Raw genomic sequence first — 24,213 nt, 5'->3', positions numbered from 1 at the left:
CATGACTGGAGCCACCTCGTGAGTGCCCCCGCACCCGATCCCCACGCCTTGTTCCCGCTGAGCCGGGTTCCGCGCACGGGGCTGCCGCCGCGCGCCGTCGTCGTGGGCGACCCGGCCCGCGCGGCGGCCGTCGCCGCGCTGCTCGACGACGCCGTGGAGGTGGCGCACAGCCGCGAGTACCGGACGTTCACCGGTACGTGGCGCGGGGTGCCGGTCGTCGTCGCCTCGCACGGCGTCGGCGGGCCCGGGGCGATCCTGCTGTTCCAGGAGCTGGCCGAAGCGGGCGTGCGGACCTTCGTGCGGTTCGGTACGGCGGGTGCGATGCGGCCGGGGATCGGCGACGGCGATCTGGTCGTGGCCGAGGCCGCGGTGCGCGACGACGGCGTGACCGGCCAGCTGGTGCCCGCCGAGTACCCGGCGGTGTCCTCTCCCGAGGCCGTGTTCGCCCTGACGCGCGCGGCGCGCGAGGCGGAAGCGCCGCACCACCGGGGAATCGTGTGGACGCGCGCGGCGTTCCAACCAGGTCTTATCCCGTTGAACCAGTACGACGGGGCGGGCCTCGCGGCCATCGAGATGGAGGTGTCCGCGCTGTTCGTCATGGCGTCGCTGCGCGGCCTCGTCGCGGGTGCGGTGCTCGTCGTCGACGGTGTGAACGCGGACGAGCTGGTGGACCAGGAAAGCACCGGTGGCTACGACCCCCACCGTGACGTCGTCGCGCAGGGCGTGCGGCGCGGCAGCGTCGTGGCCCTGGAGGCCCTGCGCATTCTGACCGAGGAGCAACTGTGACCGAGTCCGTCGACCTGCTGGTGCACGGCGGCACCGTCCTCACCGTCGACGACGCGTCGACGGTGCTCGCCGACGGCGCGGTCGCCGTGCGCGACGGCGCGATCGTGGCGGTCGGCCCGGCCGACGAGCTGCGCGCCCGGCACACCGCCGCCGAGACCCTCGACGCCTCCGGCGGACTCGTCGTCCCCGGCCTGATCAACACGCACACCCACCTCGCGATGACGCTGCTGCGCGGCACCGCCGACGACGTGACGCTCCAGGAGTTCCTGGGCCGTGTCGTCCCCGCCGAGGCGCGTCTCCTCGACCCGGGCACCGTCGCCTCCGCCGTCCGCGTGGCCGTCGCGGAGAGCGTGCGCGCCGGGGTGACCTCGGCGCTCGACATGTACTGGTTCCACGAGGCCGCCGAGGAGGCCGCGCGCGCGGCGGGCTGGCGGCTGCACACCGGACCGCTGTTCATGGACGTCCCGGAGCCCCCGGACGGACGGCCGTACAAGGAGCGCATGGAGTGGGCGCGCCGGGATCTCGAAGCGCGCGCCGGAAGCGGCCGCCCCGTCGTCTTCGCGCACTCCACGTACACCCTCTCCCCCGAGCAGCTCGTCGAGTGCTTCGCGCTGGCCCGTGAGTTCGGTGCGCTGATCCATCTGCACGCGGCGGAGAACGCCGCCGAGGTGGCGAACGTGGAGGTGGCGCACGGCCGTCGCCCCGTCGAGCTCCTGGACTCCCTCGGCCTGCTGGGCCCGGACGTGGTGCTGGCGCACGCCGTCGACCTGACCGGCGGCGAGATCGCGGCGATCGCCCGCGCGGGCGCCTCGGTGGCCCACTGCCCGGTGTCGAACCTGAAGCTGGGCTGCGGCATCGCGCCGGTGCCCCGGCTGCTGAGCGCGGGTGTCACCGTCGGCCTCGGCACGGACGGCGCCGTCAGCTCGAACACGCTCGACGTCCTCGGCGCCGTGCGGCAGGCGGCGCTCGTGCACAAGGCGGACGGGGACCCGACGGCCGTCGGCGCCGAGCAGGCCGTGCGGATGGCGACCATCGAGGGCGCCCGCGCGCTGGGCCTCGGCGACGAGCTGGGCTCGATCGAGGTCGGCAAGCGCGCCGACCTGGCCGTCCTCGACCTGAACCGTCCGCACCTCACGCCGCGCCACGACCCGTACGCGATGCTCGCGTACGCCGCGCAGGCCTCCGACGTGCGGGACACCGTCGTCGACGGCAGGGTGTTGATGCGCGACCGTACGCTCACGACCCTCGACGAGGGCGCGGTCCTCGCCGATCTGGAGGCCCTCGCATGACCGGCCACGCGACCCGCGGCTTCGTCGGCCGCCCCCGCGTCCACAACCCCGGCCTGCCGCCGGGCCAGTACGACGCGGGCGACGACTGGCCGGTGCTGTCCGCCGAGGTGACACCGCAACTCGCCCGCGAGGACTGGACGTTCACGATCGACGGCCTGGTCGCGGAGGACCGCACCTGGACGTGGGACGAGGCGCGGGCGCTGCCCCCGGCGTCGTACAGCGGTGACATCCACTGCGTGACGACCTGGTCGAAGTTCGGGGTGCGCTTCGGTGGTGTCTCCCTCGACACGTTCCTCGACGCCGTGCGCCCCTCCCCCACCGCGACGCACATCATGGCGTACTCGCACACCGGCTACTCGGCGAACCTTCCGCTCGCCGATGTGACGGGCGGCAGGGCGTGGCTCGCGTTCACCTACGAGGACGAGCCGCTGCCGACCGAACACGGCGGGCCCGCCCGCCTGTTGGTGCCGCACCTCTACTTCTGGAAGAGCGTGAAGTGGGTGGCCGGCCTTCGGCTCCTCGACCATGACGAGCCCGGTTTCTGGGAGCAGAACGGGTATCACGCGCGGGGCAACCCCTGGGAAGAACAGCGATACGCAGGTGACTGAGACCGTGCCGCAGACCACTGCCTTCACGCCGCCGACCCGGTTCGCCGTGCCCGGCCGCATCGCGGCGGGCCAGGGCGCCGCGCTCTGGCAGCGTGCCATCATCGCGGAGATCCGCCGGGAGACGGCGAACGCGTCGACGTTCCGCTTCGCGGTGCCCGGCTGGCAGGGGCATCTGCCGGGCCAGCACCTGATGCTGCGGCTGACCGCCGAGGACGGGTACACTGCCCAGCGGCACTACTCGCTGGCCTCCGCGCCCGACGACTCGGGGCACATCGAGCTGACCCTCGACCATGTCGTGGACGGTGAGGTGTCGGGCTTCCTGCACACCGGGGCGCGCGTCGGCGACGAGGTGGAGGTGCGGGGCCCGCTGAGCGGCTTCTTCGCCTGGCCGGGCGACCGCCCTGCACTGCTGCTCGGCGCCGGTTCCGGTGTCGTACCGCTGATGTCGATGATCCGCCACCACCGGCAACACCGACTCGACCTGCCGCTGAAGCTGTTCGTGTCGGCACGCACGCGTGCGGACCTGATCTACGCCGATGAGTACGGGGCCGAGACGACGCCGGTGCTCACCCGGGAGGGCGAGCGCCGGCGCCTGGCCGCGGACCATCTGGCGCCGTGCTTCGGCGAAGGGGCGCCCGAGTGGGAGGCGTACGTGTGCGGTTCCAACTCCTTTGCCGAGCACGCCTCGCAGCTGCTTGTCGGCCTCGGTCAGCCGGTGGACCGCATCCGTATCGAACGCTTCGGGTGACGGCTAGCGCACTCCCGCCCACCGCTTGATCGTGGCGGTGGCGGCGTCCCGCTCGTTCGCGGGCAGCGCGGAGATCCGTGCGCCGTGGTTGGACTTCGGCACGACGTACTTGTACGAGTCGTTCTTGCTGGGGGTGAACTGCTCGGCGCTCCACGGGTCGTTCTGCCCGTAGACGAACAGCATGCGCTGCGACTTGGTGCGCACCCACTTGTCGACGCCCTTGATGACGGTGCCGTCGTAGGTGGTGCGCATGTCGGCGGGGAGCACGGAGTTCGGCTGGTAGATGTCCGGGTAGTGGCGGACACCCTTGAGGTTCTTGAACTTCAGGTCGGCCCAGCCGAGTTGGGCGGCGGCCTGCCGGTAGTAGGGGCCGGAGCTGTTGGCGCCGAGGGTGGAGTCCTCGTAGATGGACAGGCCGTGGTCGAGGGACCACTTGTACAGGTCGTCGTCGGAGACGGTCTTCGCGTCGGGCACGGTCGGGCAGTTGTCGACGGAGCCGGACTGCCAGAAGTTCCACACCTGGTCGAGGACCGCGAACTCGTAGGCCCGGTCGGTCGTTCCGAGGGTGTTGGTGAAGGTGTAGCCCTCGTCCTTGGCGGTCTGCTCGAACTTGGGCAGCAGGGTGTCGCGGCGCGCGAGCATCTCCCGCTGCACGGCCGCGAGCGCGTCGCGGCACTCCTGGGTGCCGACCCGCTTGAAGAAGTCCTCGTAGCCGCTGTCGTCGGCGTTGTTGGCGTCGTTCGGGGCGACGTAGGCGACGACGCCGTCGTAGTCCTTGGGGTAGAAGCGGTAGTGATACGTGGCCGTCATGCCGCCCTTGGAGCCGCCGGTCGCGAGCCACTTGGAGGTCTTCTCGTACAGCGGGCGCACCGCCTGCACGATGCCGTGCTCGTCGGCGGCCTCCTGCTGCACCGTCATCTTGTTCCAGGGGGTGCCGCCGGACGGCACGGACGCCTCGAAGAAGCGGTGCTCGACGCTGAGTTGGTTGGCGTCGAGCAGCGTGGTGGGCTCGCGGGTCGAGGAGGACAGGCCGTAGCCGCCGGTGTAGACGACGACGGGCTTGGCCGTGGACTTGTGCCAGAGCGTGAAGCGCTGCTCGAAGGTGCCGGCGCCGGGTCTTGCGTGGTCGACCGGCTGCGTGATCGACAAGGAGTAGAGCGGGAAGCCCTCCTTGTCGGTGACGCCGGTGACGCGCACCCCGGGCAGGGCCCGCAGTTGGTCTTCGAACGAGGCGGGCGCGGCGGTGGCCGGTGCCGCGGTGGCGGCGAGGGCGCCCGCCGTGAGGGTGGCGGACAGCAGCAGCGTGGGTATGGCGCGCAGGCGCACGGGTGCCTCCCTGGGTCGAGGAAACGGTGCGGCGGATCGGTGATCCACCGACCGAGACCTTAACCCGCTCCGTGTGCCCGGGAGTTGGGCTCGCGCCGAAATACGAGGAGCCGGGACCCCGGTTGACGGGGTCCCGGCTCCTCGCGCCGGTTTTCGGCCTGGATCAGAGCTGGCCGGACTCGGCGATCGTGATCTTGGCGGAGGTGGCGCCGCTGCGCGAGCCGAGGGACTCGATCTTCTTCACGAGGTCCATGCCGTCCTCGACCTCGCCGAAGACGACGTGCTTGCCGTCCAGCCAGCCGGTGACGATGGTGGTGATGAAGAACTGCGAGCCGTTGGTGTTCGGGCCGGCGTTGGCCATCGAGAGCTGGCCCGGCTTGGTGTGCTTGAGCTGGAAGTTCTCGTCGGCGAACTTCTCGCCGTAGATGCTCTTGCCGCCGGTGCCGTTCCCGGCGGTGAAGTCGCCGCCCTGCAGCATGAACTCCGGGATGACGCGGTGGAAGGACGAGCCGGCGTAGCCGAAGCCCTTCTCGCCCGTGCACAGAGCACGGAAGTTCTCCGCGGTCTTCGGGACGACGTCGTCGAAGAGGTTGAACGTGATCCGCCCGGCGGGCTCGTCGTTGATCGTGATGTCGAAGTAGGTCTTGATTGCCATGGACGCAATCCTTTCATCACGGAGCCCGGATTGCCGATTCGGCCCGTCGGGATGGCCGTTTTCGTACGCCATTCGCACGCTGCGTGACACATCCGTTGCGGGGCGCGATCATTCAGGCCGCGAGCCGGTCCCGCGCCTGCACACCTTCGCCCAGCGGCCGCACCCCGTGGGCCCGGCCGAGGCCGTGCGCGGGCATGTCGCCGTAGATGGTCTCGTACGCGCCCGCCGGCACGATGTAGGTCTCGTGCCAGACCCCGACGTGCCCCTTGCCCTTGCGGAGGTAGCGGTTGAGGCGGGCCCACCAGGGCTTGTGCCGCCCGTCGGGGGCGGCCGCGTAGGCCAGCAGCTTCTCCTTCGACTCCCAGTACTGGATGACGTAGTAGTTGCGCGGGTCGGAGGTGCCCAGCACGTGGTGGAGCAGGCCGACCGTGCGATCCTTGCCGAGTTCCCGCAGCATCATGGGCATCGCGTACATCACCGGCAGCCAGCGGTGGACCGCCCAGAACCGGTTGATCCGCATGCCGATGACGAAGAGCACGACGTCGCCGTCGGCGGCCGCGGTCACCCGTCCCATCTCCAGCTTCGTGAACACAACAACTCCCCCGGTTTCGTCGGTCGTTGGTGGGGAGTCAGGGGTCCCCCGATCCCCTGACTCGTGTTTGGATAGTGGCACTTTCCAAGAAGGGGCACAAGGGATGCGACTGGCAGAGTTGAGCGAGCGCAGCGGGGTGCCGGTCGGCACGATCAAGTACTACCTGCGCGAGGGGCTGCTGCGGCAGGGCGAGCGGATCAGCGCCACCCAGGCCGCGTACGACGAGGCGCATCTACGGCGGCTCGGCCTGATCAGGGCGATGATCCAGGTCGGGCGGATCCCCGTCGCCACCGTGCGGGAGGTCCTCGCGCACATCGACGACGAGTCCCTCGGGACGACCTTCCGGCTCGGCGCCGCGCTGTGGGCGATGCCGCAGCCGCCGGAGGCGCCCGCGGACGACCCGCTGACGGTGGAGGTGACCGCGGCGGTCGACCGCTTCCTCGGCGACATGGGCTGGCACAACGCACGCGAGATCGGCGCCCTCTCCCCCACGTACCGCACTCTGGTCAGCACGATCGTCACGATGACCCGCCTCGGCTTCTCGCGCGGGCCCGATGCCCTCATGCAGTACGCGCGCCTCATGGAGGAGGTGGCCCAGCTGGACCTGGACCAGGTCGACGCCTACGACGACTCCGAGAAGGCCGAGCTGGCCGTCGCGTCGACGGTCCTCTACGACCCCTTGCTGCTCGCCCTGCGCCACCTCGCCCAAGAGGAGCACTCCACGCGCCGCTACGGCTTGTGACGCTCAGGGGTGGGCCGCATACGATGAGGCCGGACGCCGAACGCTCTGCGGCGGCCACACCACGGGAGGGAACCAATGATCATCTTCGGCACGCGGGGCTACGCGTACCAGCTCGCGATCCTCACCTTCGTCTGCGGCAACTGCGGCAATCCCGCGGCGCACACGCTGCGCAAGTTCGTCACGAAGTTCACGCTGTTCTTCGTCCCGCTGTTCCCGGTCTCGACCAAGTTCCAGGCACAGTGCACGTTCTGCGGCGCCGCGCACCAGGTTCCCAAGGAGCACGTCGACGGGATGCTCGCGCAGGCCGCCGGGCAGCAGGCGGGGGCGCCCCAGCAGCAACAGCAGCACTACCAGGGCTAGTTCGCCGGGGGCCGGCGGCAGGAGCAAAAAGGTGGCCCTGTCGCCTCCCAGGGGGGAGAGGGGGCGACAGGGCCACAGGCTCGAGCGCCCGGGGGGGTGGGCTGCTTGAGCGTCTGTTCTCCTGCTGCCCGGGATCGGGCCGGGCATGCATGCCGTAGGCAGAATCGTCCGGCGGCTTTCCGCGCCCCTTTCAGTAGTCGGCGTTCATGGCCGCCCGCACCTCCTTGAGCGTCGCGTCGGCGATCGCGCCGGCCCGCTCGTTCCCGGCCCGCAGCACGTCCCTGACCAGGCCGCGGTCCTGCGCGTAGCGCTCGCGGCGGGCCCGGATCGGCGCGAGGTACTCGTTCACGGACTCCGTGACGCGGCGCTTGAGCGCCGCGCCTCCCCCGTCCCCGATCTCCTGCGCCACCGTGGTCGGGTCCACGCCCTCGCACAGCGCGGCGAGCAGGACGAGCGAGGAGACCTCGGGGCGGGCCTGCGGCTCGTACGTGATGTGGCGTTGGGCGTCGGTCTTGGCGCCGCGGATGAGGCGCGCGGTCTCGTCGGGCGTCGCCGACAGGGCGATGGCGTTGCCGCGGGACTTGCTCATCTTGGTGCCGTCGGTGCCGAGCAGCAGCGGCGCCGTGGACAGCAGGGCCTCGGGCTGCGGGAAGAGCGGAGTGCCGTGGCCGTAGCGGTCGTTGAAGCGGCGGGCGACGGTGCGGGTGACCTCCAGGTGCGGCAGCTGGTCCTGGCCGACGGGGACGAGGTTCGCCCTGCAGAAGAGGATGTCGGCGGCCTGGTGCACGGGATAGGTGAACATCAGGCCGCTGACCGCGGACTGCCGCGAGTGGGCGATCTCGTCCTTGACGGTGGGGTTGCGCTGGAGCTCGGCGACGGAGACGAGGCTGAGGAACGGCAGGAGCAGCTGGTTCAGGGCGGGCAGGGCGCTGTGCGTGAAGATCGTGGAGCGCTCGGGGTCGATGCCGATGGCGAGGTGGTCGAGGACCAGTTCCTCGACGTGCTCCGTGAGGTTCTCGGCGATGTCGCGGTCGGTGAGGACCTGGTAGTCGGCGATCAGGACGAAGGTCTCGACGCCGAGATCCTGGAGCCGGACGCGGTTGTGCAGGGTGCCGAAGTAGTGCCCGAGATGCAGGCGCCCGGTGGGTCGGTCGCCGGTGAGGATGCGGAACTGCCCGGGATCCTTGCGGATCAGCTGTTCAAGATCGGCGCTGCGGTCCTGCGCGGCGGAGGTGCCGAGGGCGTCGGTGGTGCTGCTCATGGTGTCTCTCCCTGGGTCACGGGCGTCCTCGGGACGGCGTGACCTCCGGTGGGAGGGCATGGGAAAAGGGCCGTCCGGGGACGGCCCTTGTACGTGCTCGAGTGTGCGGCCGCCTCTAAGTGAGGCGCCACCAGTTCAGGCACGAAGATCGATGCATAACGCAATCGTACACCTGACGGGCGGTCCGGGTCAGGCCCCCACGGGCGTGAACCGCACCGGAAGCGCCTGCGGACCGCGGGTGAAGACGCCCTGCTCGACCGGGTCGAAGCCGTCGGCGAGCCGCACGTCGGGCATCGCGTCGAGGAGCTGGTTCACGCCGGTCTCCACCTCCGCCTTGGCGAGCAGCGCGCCGACGCAGAAGTGCCGGCCGAGCGCGAAGGCGAGGTGGTCCGCGGCGGCCGAGAACGCGGTCGTGGTGGTCAGGTCCTCGCGGAACAGGTCGAAGCGGTCCGGGTCCTTGTACCGGCTCCCGTCGCGGTTGGCCGCGCCGATGAGGCAGGTGACGGTGGCCCCGGCCGGAACGGTGCCGCCGGTCAGTTCCACGTCGACGGCGGACTGGCGCATGATCATGTGGACCGGCGGTGTCACGCGCAGCGTCTCGGCGAAGGACCGCGGGATCAGGGACCGGTCGGCGCGCACGGCGGCCAGCTGCTCGGGGTGCGCGAGCAGGTTGGCGAAGATGCTGGCGATCGCCTTGTCGGTGGTCTCGCCGCCCGCCGCGAGCAGCAGGCTGCAGAACGCCTTGATGTCCTCGTCGCTCATCCGCACCCCGTCGACCTCGGCGGCGCACAGCGCGGAGAGCAGGTCCTCGCCGGGGTTCTCGCGGCGCTCCTGGATGACCGGGATCATGTACTCGGCGAACTCGACGCGGGTCCGCTCCCCCGCCGCGGCGACGTCCGGGTCGCCCGCCAGGTTGCCGAGGAAGTCGATGACGGCGGTGTACCAGCCGTGGAAGCGGGCGTGGTCGGCCTTGTCGAGGCCGAGCATGTCGGCGATGACGTTGACCGGGAGCCGGGTGGCGTAGTCGGCGACGATGTCCGCCTCGCCCCGGTCCCTGAACTTGTCTATGAGTTCACGGGAGTTGCGCTCGATGACCGGCAGGAACTTGTCCTGCAGTTCGCTGCCGCGGAAGGCGGGCGCGACGAGCGCGCGGCGCACGGCGTGCTCGCGGCCGCTCATCTGCAGGATGGTCCTGCCGTGCACGGGTTCGAGCTGCCAGTCGTAGTTGTCGGTGGTGAACGTCGCCTCCTTGTCCTTGAAGACGCGCTCCACGTCGGCGTACCGCGACACGATCCAGCTCTGCGTCGCCTCGTGCCACAGCAGCGGGGCGCTCTCGCGCATCGCACGGTAGGCGGGATACGGGTTCGCTGCAAACTCCGGCGAGAGGATGTCGGGGACCTGCGCGGTGGACATGGGGCTCCCTGTGTGGGGGGGGGGGGGGAACGGGCGGTAGCCCTCAGACTATTGACCGCCCGTCAGCCCGTACACCCCACCCCGGGTCAGCCGTTCGGCAGGATCACCGCGCGTCCACTGATCTTGCCGTCGTGCAGCAGCTGGTACGCCTTCGGAGCATCGTCGAGCGAGAAGGTCTCGGTGTGCACGGAGACGGCTCCGGCCCGCGCCAGGTCGAGGACCTCGATGAGTTCGGCGCGGCTGCCCCAGTACGGGGCGGTGACGTTGACCTCGAAGTTGGTGGCGCCGAAGCCGACGGGCAGGGTGCCACCGCCGATGCCGACGATCGTGACGTCGCCCTCGACGGCCGCGACGGCGCCCGCGGTCTCGACGGTGGGCTGGACGCCGACGAAGTCGAAGACGGCCTCGGCGCCGCGCCCGCCGGTCAGCTCCTTGACCTTCCCGGCCGCCGCCGCGTCCGACAGGACCGCCTGATGGGCGCCGACCTGTCGGGCGAGGGCGAGCTTGTCCTCGGAGACGTCGAGGGCGATGACGCGGGAGGCGGTCATCGCGCGAAGCAGCTGGATGGCGACGTGGCCGAGGCCTCCGGTGCCGATGACGACGGCGGTCGAGCCGGGCACCAGCTTGGGCAGCGAGCGCTTGATGGCGTGGTACGGCGTGAGGCCCGCGTCGGTGAGCGGCACCGCCGCGACCGGGTCGAGGCCCTCGATCGGCGTGAGGTGCCGGGCGTCGTCGACGATCATGTACTCGGCCATCGAACCGGGGGCGCCGAGCCCGGGCGGGCGGATGCCGAGCTCCTCGGCGCGCAGGCAGTAGTTCTCCTTGCCCTCCGCGCACTTGGCGCAGGCACCGCAGCCCCAGGGGCCGTACACGGCGACCGAGTCGCCCTCCACGAAGCCGGTCACCCCGGCGCCGAGGGCGGCGACGGTGCCGACGCCCTCGTGCCCGAGGGTCAGCGGGAGCTCGTAGGGGAAGCCCTCGGCCGGCCAGCTCATCACGGCGATGTCGGAGTGGCACACACCGGCGGCGGTGACCTTCAGCAGGACCTGTCCGGGGCCGGGCTCGGGATCGGGAACGGTGACGACCTCGGGGGCGTCCCCCACGGACCGGTACTGGAGTGCCTTCATGTTCGGGCTCCTTCGTGGCTGACCCCCGCCACCCCATGCAACCCCAGGCACCCACCGCGCGCACGCCCGCGCACAAAAAAGGACCCCGACCGTACGGGGGAGAACGGTCGGGGCCTGGTTCAAAGTTTAACAGCATTCGGCCGGTGCACGACGCCGGATCGACACCGGCCGGACGTGAGGTCGGACACAACAGTTCATCTGGGTTTTAGATCGAGCATTTCGGACGCGAGTGCCACGGGACGCCGCAGCCCATATGGTGACAACAGCCAACTGACGCCCTCCCTCGCCATCGGAGCACTCGTGGCCGAACCCCAGCCCGTCCTCCTCACCCCGCCCGCGAAGGCCGCTGTCTTTCTGGTGGCCACGATCGCCCCGGGCGGCGAGAGCGCCGTCCGCGACACGCTCGAGGAGGTGTCGGGGCTGAGCCGCTCCGTCGGCTTCCGCGACCGCGACGCCGCCCTCAGCTGCATCGTCGGCATCGGCTCGACCGCGTGGGACCGCCTGTTCAGCGGTCCGCGGCCGCGCGAGCTGCACCCGTTCCAGGCACTCGCGGGACCGAGGCATCTGGCCCCCGCGACCCCCGGCGATCTCCTCTTCCACCTGCGTGCGCGCCGCATGGACCTCTGCTTCGAGCTGGCCCGCGTCCTCATCGGCCGGCTCGGCGCCGCCGTCACGGTCGTCGACGAGGTGCACGGCTTCAAGTACTTCGACGACCGCGATCTGCTCGGCTTCGTGGACGGCAGCGAGAACCCGACCGGGCGGGCCGCCTCCGCCTCGGTGTTCGTAGGCGACGAGGACCCGGACTTCCAGGGCGGCAGTTACGTCGTGGTCCAGAAGTACGTGCACGACATGGCCGCCTGGGAGGCGCTGCCCGCCACGGAGCAGGAGAAGGTCATCGGCCGCACGAAGACCGCGAACATCGAGCTGGACGACGACGTGAAGCCCGCGAACTCGCACGTCGCGCTCAACACCATCGTCGACGAGGACGGCACGGAGCGGCAGATCCTGCGCGAGAACATGCCGTTCGGCAGCGTCGGCCAGGGCGAGTTCGGCACGTACTTCATCGGTTACGCGCGCACCCCGGACGTCACCGAGCGGATGCTGCGCAACATGTTCCTCGGCGACCCGCCGGGCACCCACGACCGGATCCTCGACTTCTCGACCGCGGTCACCGGATGCCTCTTCCACGTGCCGAACGCCGACTTCCTCGACGACCTGCCCGAGCCGCCGGCCGACGCCGCCACCACGAGCGACCCCGCCGTCGGATCACTCGGCATCGGCAGCCTCAAAGGAGCCTGAAGACCATGAGCAGCGACCCGAACCCCACCCCGAGCAACAATCTGCACCGCGAGCTCGCCCCGATCACGCCCGCCGCCTGGGCCGAGATCGAGGAGGAGGCGTCGCGCACCTTCCAGCGCCATGTCGCGGGCCGCCGCGTCGTGGACGTCACGGGTCCGGACGGCGCCGACCTCTCGGCCGTCGGGACCGGGCACCTCGCCGAGATCGCGCCGCCCGCTCCGGGCGTCACCGCGCGCCTGCGCGGCGTGCAGCCGCTGGTCGAACTGCGAGTGCCGTTCACGGTGAGCCGGGAGGCCGTGGACGACGTGGAGCGCGGCTCCAAGGACTCCGACTGGCAGCCGGTGAAGGACGCGGCGCGCGCCATGGCCTACGCCGAGGACCAGGCGATCTTCGACGGGTACGCGGCGGCGGGCATCGAGGGGCTGCGCGAGCGCACCTCGAACCCGGTCCTGAGCCTGCCGGCCGAGGCCCGCGACTACCCGGACACGATCAGCCGGGCGCTCACCGCGCTGCGGCTCGCCGGTGTGGCGGGCCCGTACGCGCTGCTGCTGGGGGCCGACGCGTACACGGCGGTCAGCGAGACCTCCGACCACGGCTATCCCATCGCCAACCACCTCGGCCGGATCCTCGACGGCGAGCTGATCTGGGCGCCCGCGCTGAACGGGGCGTTCGTGCTGTCGAAGCGCGGCGGCGACTTCGAGCTGCGGCTCGGGCAGGATCTGGCGATCGGCTACAGCGCGCACGACGCGCGCGGCATCGAGCTGTACTTCCACCAGACCCTGACGTTCCTGCCCTACACGGACGAGGCCGTGGTCGCGCTCAAGGCCTGATCACGACCGGTCGGGTCAGCCGGTGACCCTGGCGACGAACGCGTCGAGGTTGCCGAGCGCCCGGTCCACGCGCTCGTCCAGCGTGAGCGACTCCTCGTAGCGGCCCGCGCGCAGCTTCGGCTGCTTCTTGCCGCGCAGGTACAGGGAGCAGGCCAGGTCGGCGCAGACGTACAGGCCGACCGTGTTGCCGTCGCGGCCGCGGGCCCCGGCCAGCGGCGCGGCGAACAGGGAGACGCCCGACGAGGCGTGTCCGGTGAGGCAGATCTGGCACAGGCTCGACTTCATCGCGCTGGTGCGCCCGGCCTGCGGCACGCGCAGGGTGATGCCGACCGGACCGTCGTCCGTGGGGCGCACGAGGTGGGCGCGCAGCGGCGCGCCCGGGTCCACCCAGCCGAGGAAGTCCAGGTCCTGCCAGGGCAGCTCGGCGAAGTCGAGGGGCAGCCGCATGCGGGTCGCCTCGCCCTTGGTGCAGTTCACGAAGGACGAGCGGATCTGTTTGTCGCTGAGTGGTTCCACAGCGTGGACCTTACAAAGCCGCTCGTCGATCATGCATCCGGATATCCGCGCACCGGTCAGCCGAGGTTCGGGATCACCGCCACCGGGCAGGGCGCGTGGTGCAGCACCGCGTGGGCGACCGAGCCGATGCGGGAGCCGATCGCGGTGCGGCGCGCGCGGCGGCCGACGACGAGCAATTGGGCGTCGGCCGCGACCGAGAGCAGTACCTGTCCCGCGCTGCCGATCTCGACGTGCTCGCGCACCGGCACGTCAGGGAAGCGCTCGCGCCAGGGGGCGAGCGCGGCGCCGAGTGCCTTCTGCTCGTACGGCTCCATGCCGCCGGCGTCGTCGAGCAGGGCGAAGGAGCTGGGGCTGTAGGAGAACACCGGCGGCAGGCTCCACGCGCGCACCGCCCGCACGGCGACGCCGCGGGCCTGCGCCGTGGTGAAGGCGAACTCCATCGCCGCGGCGCTGTCCTCCGGTTCGCCCTCCTGTCCGACGATCACGTCCCGCCCGCTCGCCTCGGCCGGGGCCGCGTCGTCGGCGCGGACGAGCACGATGGGCCGCTCCGCCTTGGCGATCACCTGCTGGCCGACCGAGCCGACGATGAACCCGACGATCACGCCGTGCCCGCGCGAGCCGAGCACCAGGGAGTCCCCGTCGCGGGCGGCCGCCAGGAGGGCCTCCGCGGCCCCGTCCCCGTCGAGCACATCGGTGGTGACCGCGAGCCCGGGATGGTGCTCCGCGATCTCGTGCTCGGTGTCGGAGAGCAGATCGCCCGCCCACTGCGTGAGCGCGGACTCGTCCGCGGCGAGCACCAGACTGTCGGGGGCGGGCTCGCCCACGTGCACCAGGCGCAGCGGCAGTCCGCGCCGCACCGCCTCGCGCGCCGCCCAGGCTGCCGCCGCCGCGCTCTCGGGGGATCCGTCCACTCCCGCGGTGATGGGCCGGGTCATCGCACCGCCTCCTCTTCCGTCCGGTCTCGGTCTGTCCGGTCTCGTCTAGTGAGCTGTCTGTCCGGGTGCGCCGGTTTTACTCTTCGTACCGGCGCCGCTCGCCGCGCCGGGCACCGCCGCGTTCTTCGACGGTCGCAGATACCGGTTCCAGCCGCCCGCCGGGCGCTCCCCCACCTGCAGCTCGCGCAGCTTGGCGAGGACGGCCGGGTCCTGCGCGTCGAGCCAGTCGACGAACTGCCGGAAGGACACCAGTCGGACGTCGCCGCTCCCCGCCTTGTCGGCGATCCGCTTGAGGGCGTCCTCGACGGCGTCCATGTAGATGCCGCCGTTCCACTCCTCGAAGTGGTTGCCGATGAAGAACGGCGCCCGGTTGCTCTCGTAGGCGCGCTGGAATCCGGTGAGATAAGCCTGCGTGGCCTGGGTGCGCCAGCCCGGATAGTTGTAGGACGGGGCGCGGGTGGAGTTCTTCGACTGGTTGGCGAGGATGTTGTAGTCCATCGACAGGACTTCGAAGCTGTGTCCGGGGAACGGGATGCCCTGCAGCGGCAGGTCCCAGATGCCGTGCCGCTTGTCGGGCCAGCGCTGCAGTCCGCCCGGCGAGGAGGCGTCGTAGCGCCAGCCGAGCTCGCGGGCCACGGGCAGCAGGTTCTCCTGGCCGAGCAGACAGGGCGTGCGGCCGCCGACGAGTTCCTTGTCGTAGTCGAAGGGCAGGGCCGGCTGGTCGTGCCAGCCGGTGTGGGTGCGCCAGGACTTGACGAAGGTGCGGGCCTGCTCGATCTCGCTGCGCCACTGCTTGGAGCTCCAGTTGGCGACCGAGCCCGAGCCGCCGCAGAAGTGCCCGTTGAAGTGGGTGCCGATCTCGTGCCCGTCGAGCCAGGCCTGGTGGACGTACTTCAGCGTCTCCTTCACGTGCGGATCGCTGAGGTAGCCGATGTCGGAGGCGCCGACGGGGTTGTTCGGGGGCAGGTAGCGGCGCTTCTGCGCCTCGGGCAGCAGATAGAGCCCGGACAGGAAGAAGGTCATGCGGGCATCGTGCTGCCGGGCCAGTTCGAGGAAGCGGGGGAACAGGCCGTTGCCGACCTCGCCCGCGCCGTCCCAGGAGAAGACGACGAACTGCGGCGGCGTCTGGCCGGGTTCCAGGGCGACGGGCGCGGCGGGCTGCTTGGGCTGCCGTCCCGTGTACGAGGTCGAGCCGTCGCCGATCAGGCGGGGCAGCGCCTTCTTCTTGGCGGGGCGCTCGGGGTGGCGGGCGGGGCCGGCCGGGGGCGGGCCCTCCTTCTCGCCGCCGCTCGTCCCGCATCCGGCGAGCGCCCCGGCCGCGGCGCCGAGACCGGCACCGAGGCCGAGACGTGCCACACGTCTGCGACTGATTCCACTGGACCGACCGGATTCTTCGAACTCCATGGGCAACCCAATCCGCGCCCCGGGCGGGGGCGTTGCGCGTCCCCCCGCACGGACACCGACCCCCGCACCGTAGGGCGGATAAACGGACAATTGCCTCATTTGGGACGGCGTGCCGCAGAAAGGGACGGCACTCGCGGTGGGCTGCCGGAAGGCGGTGCCTCAGTCCTCGCCGACGACCTTGCCGGGGTTGAACAGGTCGAGCGGGTCCAGGGTCTGCTTGACGGCCCGCTGCAACGCGCAGACGGCGGGCCCGAGTTCACTGCGCATGCCGCCGCGCTTGAGCAGGCCGACGCCGTGCTCGCCCGTGACCGTGCCGCCCGCGGCGATCGCCGCCTCGAGCAGTTCCTCGAAGGCGGCCTGCGCGGCGACCCGTTCGGCCTCGTCGCCCGGCTCGGTGATCAGCAGCGGGTGCAGATTGCCGTCGCCCGCGTGCGCGATGGTCGCGATCCGCACGCCGTGCCTGCGCCCGATCTTCTCGATGGTCGCGAGCATCTGCGGCACGGCGGACCGCGGTACGCACAGGTCCTCGGTGAGAACCGGGCCAAGGCGCTCCAGGGCCGGATACGCCAGGCGCCGTACGTCGAACAGGGCCTCGGCCTCGACGGCGTCGGTGGACTGCTCGGCCCACAGCGCGCCCGCCTCCCGGAAGGCGTCCGCGATCGCGCTCGCCTCGGCCTCGCCCGCGTCGCCCGGGGCGTCGATCCGGGCCAGGAGCATCGCCTCGGCGCCGGGTTCGATGCCCAGGTGCTTCCAGTTCTCCACGGCCTCCATGCAGGCGCGGTCGAGGAGTTCGAGGGCGGCGGGCGCGAGGCCCCGGCTCGTGACGAGGGCGACGGCGGCGCCCGCGGCGACCAGGCTGTCGAAGTTGCCGACGACGGTGCGCGGCTCGGCGGCCGGTGCGGGCCGCAGCTTGAGCGTGATCTCCGTGATGACGCCGAAGGTGCCCTCGGAGCCGACGAACAGGCTGGTGAGGTCGTAGCCCGCGACGCCCTTGGTGGTGCGCCGGCCGAGCCGGACCCTGCTGCCGTACTCCCCTGCCGGGCCGCCCATGACGACTTCCATGCCGAGGACGTAGTCGCGGGTGACGCCGTACTTGAGGCAGCACAGGCCGCCCGCGTTGGTGGAGACGTTGCCGCCGATCGTGGACCAGGGGGCGCTGGCCGGGTCCGGCGGGTACCACAGGCCGTGCTCGGCGACGGCGGCCTTGAGGTCGTTGTTGACGACGCCGGGCTGGACGACGGCGATCAGGTTCTCGGTGTCGATCTCCAGGATGCGGTTCATCCGCGACACGTCGAGCAGGAGGCAGCCGTCGCTGGCGTTGGCCCCGCCGGACAGGCCGGTTCCCGCGCCCCGCGTCACGACCGGTATCCGCCGGGCCGCGCAGGCCCGCACCACGGACTCGACCTCCTCGGCGGACGTGGCGCGCACCGCGGCGAGCGGCCGGCCCATCGGCGCCCACTCGGCGTCGTCGTGGCCGAGGGACGCGAGGACGTCCGGGTCGGTGACGAGGGTGCTGTCCGGGAGCGCGGCGGCGAGTTCGCCCACCGTGCCCCTCGTGTCTGCGGTGTCGATGTCGTCCTCCTGAACAGATGTCCCTGACCGGCGCGTTCACGGGTCGGGGACCATCATGGAACACCGCCTCGCGCCGTCGGACGGCGCGGGTCGCTCAGGGGACGAGCCCGTTCAGGAGACGGGGTCGGTCAGGAAGCGAGGGTCAGCACGGCGCGCACCCGCTTGCCGACCGGGACCTGCTCCACGGAGACGGCGGCGAGCGCGTCAACGATCTCCAGGCCGTGCCCGCCCACGCGCGCCGGGTCCCGCGGGAAGCGCACCGGAACGGCGGCGCTGCTGTCGTAGACGGTGACGGCGACGTGCCGCGACGTGCCCTCGAGTTCCAGTACGTACGGGCCCGCGCTGTGCCGGTCCGCGTTCGTGATCAGCTCGCTGACGACGAGCAGGACGTCCCCGGCCGTGCGCGGGTCGAGCTCGACGCACCACTCCTGGCGCAGCCGGGTGAGGAACACATCGGCGAACCTGCGCGCGTCGGCCAGGCAGCCCTCGTCGCCCGCGTAGTGGGTGGCCTGCATCAGTGGCCCGACTGCCTCGTCGAAGCCGGTGGGGATCAGTGCCCCGTCCATGTACTCGGTCATTCGTGTCTCTTTCACGCCTGCGGGACTCCGCGATGGACACCCGCAGCCTGCTGATACCCCGCTTGAGGCCGCGCAGTCCTGCCGGATTCAACCGGGTGACCGGGTCCCCGGCGCGTCGTTTGAAGGACGACACCGCGTCCCTTCGGACTTCCGGGAGAGGCCAGCCATGCCCAAGCTTCGCCGCGACAGCATTATCCCCCGCTCACGGAGTGCCACCGACCAGGCGGAGACGGCCCTGCTCGAGCAGTACACCGGCCTCGTACGTCTGGCGTATCTCACGCTCCCGGCCGCCTTCACCCGTCACCGCCGTGTGCTGCTGGCCCATACGGCCGTCCAGCGCGCACTGCCGGGACGCCGGGCCGGGGTCGTGCCCGAGCCCCGCTTCCCCGACGACGGCGCCGCTCCTGCCGCCGACGCGCTGCGCGTACGGATTGTGCGGGCCGCCCTGTCCGTCGCGCACCGGCCGGCCGGCTGGCCCGCGGCGCTGCCACCGCCGCGCACGCTGCTGCCCCGGCTCCCCGTGGTCTGGGGGCTGCGGCTGTTCCCGCGCTCCGGCGGCGCCGAGGAACTCGCGCTCTTACGGGCCCTCTCCGGCGCTTCGGCCGCGGCGCGCGCCGCGTTCGTGCTCCGGCACGTCGACGGCATGGGCGCGGACCGGGTGTCGGCGCTCCTGGCCGCGGCCGGGGTGAGCGGCGCGGAGTCGGCCGTGCGGGAATCCTTCGGGCTCGACGCCGAAGCGAGGCCCGCCGCCGCGGCGTTGCTGCGCTCCCAGGAGTTCGACGCCTGCTCCGTGCAGACCCGTCCCACGGATCTGCCGCGCCGCGCACGGCGGACCCGGGCGGTGCTCGCGGTCGGCGCGGTGGCCGTCGTCGCAGCGGCCGCGCTGCTCTCCCCCGGCTCCGCCCCGCACCGGGAGGCGACGGGCGGCGACGCCCCGGTCCGGACGGCGCCGCGCGCGGGGGACCTCACCCGCGCCGAGCCGGGCATCTGGGCCGACACCTCGCGGGTCGACTTCACGGCGTGGCCCGCGCGCGGCGACCGGACCGGCGACACCGCTCTGCTGGACCGGGCGCTGGCCGCCTGGGCTCGGCCCTCCGGCGCCGTGCGCGTCAGCAGGACCCCGGACACGCCCGCCGACCCGGCGCCGCGCGCCCCGCAACTGCTGTTCTCGGGCGCCGTCGACGGGCGTGTCGTGGTGCTCCTGAGCGACGGCGAACGACTCGCCCGCTACACCGCGCCGGACGGCGAAGACCCCGCAGGCCTCGCTCTCGCCCGGGTCGACGACGCCGACGTGACCACGGCGGCGGCCGTCGTCCTCCACCGGGGCCGGGGCTCCGCCCGCTATCTGACGGCGCCGTGGATCGCCGGGGCGACCACCCGGGACCTCTTGCGGCCCGACGCTCCGGGACGGCCGCTCGACGTGTCGGACGACGGGGTGACCGACGCCGTGCCCGTCGCGCCGGCGGACGGCTGCGGGCGCCGCCCCGTGCTCCAACTGCGGTCCTCGCCGCGCATCGTGGAGGACCACTCGTTCCTGCTCGCCGACCTCGGCGGGCTCTCGCCGGTGCACCTCACGTACACGCCGCTGCCGGGACACGGCACGCCTCCGCCCCGGCAGCCGCGCGAGGCCACCGGCAGCCAGGCCCTGGTCGCGTGGGCGCGCACCGCCTGCCGGCTCCAGCCGTGGCGGGGCGGCGCCGTGCGCGCCGTGAACGCCTGGGACTTCGCCGAGCAGCGGCTGCCGAAGGACGCGGGCCGGGCGGTGTGGTCCTGCGTGCGCGCCTCCACGTGGCGCGGGCCGGGCGATGTCGCGCTCCTGCTGCGCACTCCCGCCGCGGCCACCGAACCGGCGGACCTGGTCGGCCGGGCGCAGTCCACGGCGGCGTGCAGCCGGTTCGGTCAGCACGTGGTCGCCGGCACCCGCTGGAGGGCTCCGGACGGCCACTGGTATCTCCTGGCGGCGGGCAGCCGGGCGGTCACCCGGATCGAGGCGAGCGGTGCGGTGACCGGGTCCCGTACGGGCCGCACCCTGGCCGTCCGCGCGCCCGAGCACGGCGCCGTCCGGGTGGCGGCCCGGCTCGACACCGGCGAGCGGCTGCTGGAGGTGGCACCCGGGAAGCCATGAGCGCTCGGGTCCGCTGCATCCGCCGGCGCTGTTGATGCGGAAGTCGGTCAGGGGGCGGACGGTGGTGGACAGGGGGCGAGCGAAGGAGACCCATGAACGCGGAACGTGCCGGGCAGCGGTGTCTGGTCACCGGGGCGAGCGGCTACATCGGCGGCCGTCTCGTACCGGAACTGCTGGCCGCGGGTCATCACGTGCGCTGCCTGGCCCGCTCCCCCGACAAGCTCCGGGACCATCCGTGGTCCGGTGACGTCGAGGTGGCGCAAGGCGACCTCACCGACCGCGGCTCGCTCGGCGCCGCGCTGCGCGGGATCGACGTCGCGTACTACCTGGTGCACGCGCTCGGCACCGGCAAGGACTTCGAGCGCACCGACCGCGAGATGGCGACGGCCTTCGCCGACGAGGCCCGCCGGGCGGGGGTGCGGCGGATCGTCTATCTGGGCGGCCTGACGCCCGCGGGTGTGCCCGAGCGGGAGCTGTCGCCGCATCTGCGCTCGCGGGCCGAGGTGGGCCACATCCTGCTGGCCTCGGGCGTGCCGACGACGGTGCTGCGGGCGGCCGTGATCATCGGGTCCGGCTCCGCCTCGTTCGAGATGCTGCGCTATCTGACCGAACGGCTCCCGGTGATGGTGACACCGAGCTGGGTGCACACCCGGATCCAGCCGATCGCGGTCCGCGACGTGCTGCGCTGTCTGGTGGCCGGGGCGACGCTGCCGCCCGAGGTGTCCCGGGCCTTCGACGTCGGCGGGCCCGACGTGCTCACCTACCGCGACATGATGCTCCGGTACGCGGCGGTGGCGCGGCTGCCCCGACGGATCGTGGTCGGGGTGCCGATGCTCAGCCCCGGCCTGTCGAGCCACTGGGTCGGACTGGTGACACCCGTCCCTGCCTCCATCGCCCGCCCGCTGACCGAGTCGCTGCGCCACGAGGTCGTCTGCCACGAGCACGACATCGAGGAGTGGGCGGCGTACCCGCCGGGCTCGCCGGTCGGGTTCGACGAGGCGGTCCGCCTTGCGCTGCGCCGGGTCCAGGAGGCGCAGGTGGCCACGCGCTGGTCGTCCGCCGCGCTGCCGGGCGCGCCCAGCGACCCGCTGCCCACCGACCCGGACTGGGCGGGCGGCAGCCTCTACACGGACGAGCGGGAACGGCCCGTCGACGCCTCGCCCGACCGGCTGTGGGACGTGATCGAGGGCATCGGCGGCGAGCACGGCTGGTACTCGTTCCCGCTGGCGTGGGCCATGCGCGGGTGGCTCGATCGGCTGGTGGGCGGCGTGGGGCTGCGGCGCGGGCGGCGGGACGCGGCACGCCTTCGGGTCGGCGACTCGCTGGACTTCTGGCGCGTCGAGGCGATCGAGCCGGGGCGGCTGCTGCGGCTGCGCGCCGAGATGCGGCTGCCGGGGCTCGCCTGGCTCGAGCTGTCCGTGGAGCCGTCGGGCGACGGGCGCGCCCGCTACCACCAGCGGGCGCTGTTCCATCCGCACGGCCTGGCGGGTCAGGCGTACTGGTGGAGCGTGGCCCCGTTCCACTCCGTGGTGTTCGGGGGGATGGCGCGCAATATCGCGGCGGCGGCGGAGCGCGCCCCGCATGCTGCCGTCCCGTCCGGGTGATCGTGCATCCGTGCACGTCATCGGTGGGGAAGGTCTGACGTAAGCCGCCCCCAGCCGTCAGGAGCCACTCCGTGCGTGTCCGTGTCGTCCTGTTCACCTCCGATCTCCGCGTGCACGACCATCCGCCGCTGCGGGCGGCGCTGAACTCGGCGGACGCCGTGGTGCCGTTGTTCGTCCGCGACGCGGGGGTCGCCGGTTTCCTCGCCCCGAACCGGGAGGCGTTCCTCGCCGACTGTCTGCGGGACCTGGACGCGGGGCTGCGGGAGCGGGGCGGGCGGCTCGTGGTGCGCACGGGCGACGTGGTCGAGACGGTCGCGAAGGTGGTGGCCGAGACGGATGCGTGCGCCGTGCACATCGCGGGCGGCGTGTCCGCCTACGCGCAGCGCCGGGAGGACCGGCTGCGGGACACCCTGGGCCGTCTCGGCTGCGATCTCGTGGCGCACGACGGGGTCGTCACCTGTGTCCCGCCCGGTGCCGTCACGCCCGACTCCCGGGACCACTTCGCGGTGTTCACGCCCTACCACCGGCACTGGGCGCAGCACGGGCTGCGGGCCGTCGTCCGGGCGCCGCGCGCGGTGCGGGTCCCCGACGGGGTCGGCTCCGAGGCGCTGCCCGAGCGGGCGGACGTGGCCGGGGTGTCTCCGGGGCTCGCCGCCGGGGGCGAGCGCGCGGGCCGCGCGCTCCTGACCGCCTGGCTGCGTTCGGGGATCGCCGCGTACGAGGACCGGCACGACGATCTGGCGGGCGACGCCACCTCCCGGCTCTCCCCGCACCTGCACTTCGGGACCGTCGGCCCAGTGGAGGCGGCGTATCGCGCCCGTTCGGCGGGCGGCCCCGGGGCGGAGGCGTTCGTACGGCAGCTGGCCTGGCGGGACTTCCACCACCAGGTGCTCGCGGCCCGGCCCGCCGCCGCGCACGCCGACTACCGCACCCAGCACGACCGTTGGCGCAGGGCGCCCCGGGAGGTCGAGGCGTGGCAGGAGGGGCGTACCGGCTTTCCGGTGGTGGACGCGGCGATGCGGCAGCTGCGCCACGAGGGCTGGATGCACAACCGGGGGCGGCTGCTCACCGCGTCGTTCCTCGTCAAGACGCTGTACGTCGACTGGCGGGTGGGCGCCCGGCACTTCCTGGAGCTGCTGGTGGACGGGGACGTCGCGAACAACCAGTTGAACTGGCAGTGGATGGCGGGCACCGGCACGGACAGCCGCCCGAACCGGGTGCTCAATCCGGTGACCCAGGCCAAGCGCTACGACCCGGACGGCGCCTATGTCCGGCGCTGGGTACCGGAGTTGGCGGGCGTCGGGGGCCCCGCGGTGCACACCCCGTGGAAGCTGACCGGGCTCGACCGGGCCGCGCTCGGCGACTATCCGGACCCGATCGTGGATCTGCCGGACGGGCTGGCCCGGTTCAAGAGGGCCCGGGGCCTGGACTGACCTCCGGGTAGTGGCGCTGGATCTGGTCGAGGGCCTGCGGCAGCGTCGCCGGGTGCAGCGCACCGCGCACTCCCCGCCCCGCCCAGCCGGGCCCGGCCAGCATCACCGCGGGCTTGCCGCGGGCGCCGCGCACGCCCCAGTGGGTCTCGGCGAGATGCCGGGCCAGCGGCAGGCTCGCGGTGGAGCGGGCCTGCGCCCACAGCACGACGACGCGTGGCCCGATCCGGCGCACGGCGGCCGACACCGCTTCCACGGGCACGGCGGCGCCGAACATCCGCTGCGGCACGCCCAGTTGGCTCAGTCCGGCGCTGAGCGCCTCCAGGGCGAGCACGTGCTGTTCGGCGGGGACGCAGGCGAGGACCAGCGGCGGCAGCGCGAGCGTGGACTCGACGGGGGCCGCGGCGCGGTGCAGGGTGCGCGAGACGTGCCAGGACAGCAGGTGCTCGACCTCGACGTACCGGTCGCCCGCCTCCTCCCACTTGCGGCCCACCGCGTGCAGCACCGGCGCCATCACGTCCTGCCAGGCGGTGACCAGGCCGTGCTGGGCCACGGCGTCAGTGAGCAGGTTCTGCACGGTCGGCGCGTCCATCCGGGTCGCCGCGCGCGAGATGCCCCGGCACTGGCGCTCCAGCGTGGCCGGGGAGGCGGGCGCGGGCGCGGCGGGGGCGGGACGCTGGAGCGGCAGCCCGGCGGGCTCCCTCGCCAGCCGTTTGCCCGCGAGGCGCGCGGCCTCGGCGGGCGGCAGGCCCGTCGTCGTCAGCCGGCACATCTCCTCGACGGCCGCGATGTCCTGCGAGGTCCAGCGCCGGTGGTGGCCCGCCGAGCGCTGCGCGGGCCCCAGACCGTAGCGCCGGTCCCAGCTGCGCAGGGTCGTCGGGGAGACGCCCAGGCGCCTCGCGAGGGCGCCGGTGGTGACGCCCGCTTCCTCCGGTGCCGCCTGTGACTCTGCCGCGTCGCGCACGTGCCGCCCGTCGTCCATCGGCCCACGATACGACGCACAACCGATGCGG

At 72.6% G+C, this 24,213-nt stretch carries 23 protein-coding genes; 11 read left to right on the top strand and 12 right to left on the bottom strand.

The window, feature by feature from the left end; translation table 11 throughout:
• The first annotated feature begins 18 nt into the window (after positions 1 to 18).
• The 4 genes from ACZ7L4_RS05310 to ACZ7L4_RS05295 are packed head-to-tail and all read left to right on the top strand — an operon-like array spanning position 19 to position 3,431.
• The gene (locus tag ACZ7L4_RS05310) at positions 19 to 786 is read left to right on the top strand and encodes a nucleoside phosphorylase (RefSeq protein WP_472099854.1); all 768 of its coding nucleotides are present in this window, start codon (positions 19 to 21) and stop codon (positions 784 to 786) included.
• Positions 783 to 2,075, top strand: coding sequence for an amidohydrolase (locus ACZ7L4_RS05305; RefSeq protein ID WP_472099853.1), 1,293 nt, complete (start codon positions 783 to 785; stop codon positions 2,073 to 2,075). The genes ACZ7L4_RS05310 and ACZ7L4_RS05305 overlap by 4 nt, the downstream gene beginning before the upstream one ends.
• Positions 2,072 to 2,683 carry a sulfite oxidase-like oxidoreductase gene (locus ACZ7L4_RS05300; RefSeq protein WP_472099851.1) on the top strand — a complete coding sequence of 204 codons (612 nt, stop codon included), beginning with the start codon at positions 2,072 to 2,074 and terminating at the stop codon, positions 2,681 to 2,683. The genes ACZ7L4_RS05305 and ACZ7L4_RS05300 overlap by 4 nt, the downstream gene beginning before the upstream one ends.
• Complete coding sequence (locus ACZ7L4_RS05295; RefSeq protein WP_472099850.1) at positions 2,676 to 3,431, top strand: ferredoxin reductase; 756 nt, start codon at positions 2,676 to 2,678, stop codon at positions 3,429 to 3,431. The genes ACZ7L4_RS05300 and ACZ7L4_RS05295 overlap by 8 nt, the downstream gene beginning before the upstream one ends.
• Before the next feature lie 3 nt (positions 3,432 to 3,434).
• On the opposite strand, the gene ACZ7L4_RS05290 is transcribed toward ACZ7L4_RS05295, so the two are convergent.
• The 3 genes from ACZ7L4_RS05290 to ACZ7L4_RS05280 all read right to left on the bottom strand — a co-directional run bounded on the left by ACZ7L4_RS05290 (position 3,435) and on the right by ACZ7L4_RS05280 (position 5,986).
• Entirely contained in the window at positions 3,435 to 4,757 is a 1,323-nt protein-coding gene (locus ACZ7L4_RS05290; RefSeq protein WP_472099849.1) for a S28 family serine protease, read from the bottom strand.
• A gap of 163 nt (positions 4,758 to 4,920) precedes the next feature.
• Positions 4,921 to 5,412, bottom strand: a complete 492-nt coding sequence (locus tag ACZ7L4_RS05285; protein ID WP_450814131.1) for a peptidylprolyl isomerase — start codon at positions 5,410 to 5,412, stop codon at positions 4,921 to 4,923.
• A 112-nt stretch (positions 5,413 to 5,524) separates the two neighbouring features.
• A complete protein-coding gene (locus ACZ7L4_RS05280; RefSeq protein ID WP_472100401.1) occupies positions 5,525 to 5,986 on the bottom strand; it encodes a DUF4188 domain-containing protein in 462 nt (153 codons plus the stop codon).
• A gap of 121 nt (positions 5,987 to 6,107) precedes the next feature.
• Between ACZ7L4_RS05280 and ACZ7L4_RS05275 the strand changes: the two genes are divergently transcribed.
• Both ACZ7L4_RS05275 and ACZ7L4_RS05270 read left to right on the top strand, forming a co-directional pair.
• Entirely contained in the window at positions 6,108 to 6,746 is a 639-nt protein-coding gene (locus ACZ7L4_RS05275; protein WP_472099847.1) for a MerR family transcriptional regulator, read from the top strand.
• A gap of 75 nt (positions 6,747 to 6,821) precedes the next feature.
• Positions 6,822 to 7,106: a zinc ribbon domain-containing protein gene (locus ACZ7L4_RS05270; protein ID WP_472099845.1), complete on the top strand. Its 285-nt coding sequence runs from the start codon at positions 6,822 to 6,824 to the stop codon at positions 7,104 to 7,106.
• Between the two features lie 190 nt (positions 7,107 to 7,296).
• Here the strand turns inward: ACZ7L4_RS05270 and trpS are convergent, their stop codons facing one another.
• The 3 genes from trpS to ACZ7L4_RS05255 form a co-directional block, all read right to left on the bottom strand.
• Complete coding sequence (gene trpS / locus ACZ7L4_RS05265) at positions 7,297 to 8,367, bottom strand: tryptophan--tRNA ligase (RefSeq protein ID WP_472099843.1); 1,071 nt, start codon at positions 8,365 to 8,367, stop codon at positions 7,297 to 7,299.
• Positions 8,368 to 8,556: 189 nt separating this feature from the next.
• Entirely contained in the window at positions 8,557 to 9,780 is a 1,224-nt protein-coding gene (locus ACZ7L4_RS05260; RefSeq protein WP_472099841.1) for a cytochrome P450, read from the bottom strand.
• Positions 9,781 to 9,866: 86 nt separating this feature from the next.
• Complete coding sequence (locus ACZ7L4_RS05255) at positions 9,867 to 10,907, bottom strand: NAD(P)-dependent alcohol dehydrogenase (RefSeq protein WP_472099839.1); 1,041 nt, start codon at positions 10,905 to 10,907, stop codon at positions 9,867 to 9,869.
• Positions 10,908 to 11,207: 300 nt separating this feature from the next.
• Here ACZ7L4_RS05255 and ACZ7L4_RS05250 point away from each other — a divergent pair, with 300 nt between their 5' ends.
• Positions 11,208 to 12,206 carry a Dyp-type peroxidase gene (locus ACZ7L4_RS05250; RefSeq protein ID WP_472099837.1) on the top strand — a complete coding sequence of 333 codons (999 nt, stop codon included), beginning with the start codon at positions 11,208 to 11,210 and terminating at the stop codon, positions 12,204 to 12,206.
• A 5-nt stretch (positions 12,207 to 12,211) separates the two neighbouring features.
• On the top strand, positions 12,212 to 13,036 hold the full coding sequence (locus ACZ7L4_RS05245) for a family 1 encapsulin nanocompartment shell protein (protein ID WP_472099835.1): 825 nt from the start codon (positions 12,212 to 12,214) through the stop codon (positions 13,034 to 13,036).
• 15 nt (positions 13,037 to 13,051) lie between these two features.
• Here ACZ7L4_RS05245 and ACZ7L4_RS05240 read toward each other — a convergent pair whose 3' ends face one another.
• From ACZ7L4_RS05240 to ACZ7L4_RS05220, 5 genes are all read right to left on the bottom strand, one after another.
• Positions 13,052 to 13,552: an FBP domain-containing protein gene (locus ACZ7L4_RS05240; protein ID WP_472099833.1), complete on the bottom strand. Its 501-nt coding sequence runs from the start codon at positions 13,550 to 13,552 to the stop codon at positions 13,052 to 13,054.
• Between the two features lie 56 nt (positions 13,553 to 13,608).
• Positions 13,609 to 14,487, bottom strand: a complete 879-nt coding sequence (locus ACZ7L4_RS05235) for a universal stress protein (protein ID WP_472099831.1) — start codon at positions 14,485 to 14,487, stop codon at positions 13,609 to 13,611.
• 45 nt (positions 14,488 to 14,532) lie between these two features.
• Positions 14,533 to 15,891, bottom strand: coding sequence for a polysaccharide deacetylase family protein (locus ACZ7L4_RS05230; RefSeq protein WP_472099829.1), 1,359 nt, complete (start codon positions 15,889 to 15,891; stop codon positions 14,533 to 14,535).
• Positions 15,892 to 16,050: 159 nt separating this feature from the next.
• Entirely contained in the window at positions 16,051 to 17,436 is a 1,386-nt protein-coding gene (locus ACZ7L4_RS05225; RefSeq protein ID WP_472099827.1) for an FAD-binding oxidoreductase, read from the bottom strand.
• A 155-nt stretch (positions 17,437 to 17,591) separates the two neighbouring features.
• The gene (locus ACZ7L4_RS05220) at positions 17,592 to 18,041 is read right to left on the bottom strand and encodes an ATP-binding protein (protein WP_385761506.1); all 450 of its coding nucleotides are present in this window, start codon (positions 18,039 to 18,041) and stop codon (positions 17,592 to 17,594) included.
• A gap of 166 nt (positions 18,042 to 18,207) precedes the next feature.
• On the opposite strand from ACZ7L4_RS05220, the gene ACZ7L4_RS05215 reads away from it, so the two are divergent.
• The 3 genes from ACZ7L4_RS05215 to ACZ7L4_RS05205 all read left to right on the top strand — a co-directional run bounded on the left by ACZ7L4_RS05215 (position 18,208) and on the right by ACZ7L4_RS05205 (position 23,203).
• A complete protein-coding gene (locus ACZ7L4_RS05215) occupies positions 18,208 to 20,166 on the top strand; it encodes a hypothetical protein (protein ID WP_472099825.1) in 1,959 nt (652 codons plus the stop codon).
• 92 nt (positions 20,167 to 20,258) lie between these two features.
• On the top strand, positions 20,259 to 21,770 hold the full coding sequence (locus ACZ7L4_RS05210) for an SDR family oxidoreductase (RefSeq protein ID WP_472099823.1): 1,512 nt from the start codon (positions 20,259 to 20,261) through the stop codon (positions 21,768 to 21,770).
• A 71-nt stretch (positions 21,771 to 21,841) separates the two neighbouring features.
• Positions 21,842 to 23,203 carry a cryptochrome/photolyase family protein gene (locus ACZ7L4_RS05205; RefSeq protein ID WP_472099821.1) on the top strand — a complete coding sequence of 454 codons (1,362 nt, stop codon included), beginning with the start codon at positions 21,842 to 21,844 and terminating at the stop codon, positions 23,201 to 23,203.
• On the opposite strand, the gene ACZ7L4_RS05200 is transcribed toward ACZ7L4_RS05205, so the two are convergent.
• Positions 23,178 to 24,182 carry a MerR family transcriptional regulator gene (locus ACZ7L4_RS05200; protein WP_472099819.1) on the bottom strand — a complete coding sequence of 335 codons (1,005 nt, stop codon included), beginning with the start codon at positions 24,180 to 24,182 and terminating at the stop codon, positions 23,178 to 23,180. The genes ACZ7L4_RS05205 and ACZ7L4_RS05200 overlap by 26 nt on opposite strands.
• Between the last annotated feature and the right edge of the window lie 31 nt (positions 24,183 to 24,213).

The sequence above is a fragment of the Streptomyces sp. NPDC107575 genome (genome assembly GCF_055657265.1).
This window is presented reverse-complemented; position numbering and strand designations above follow the sequence as displayed.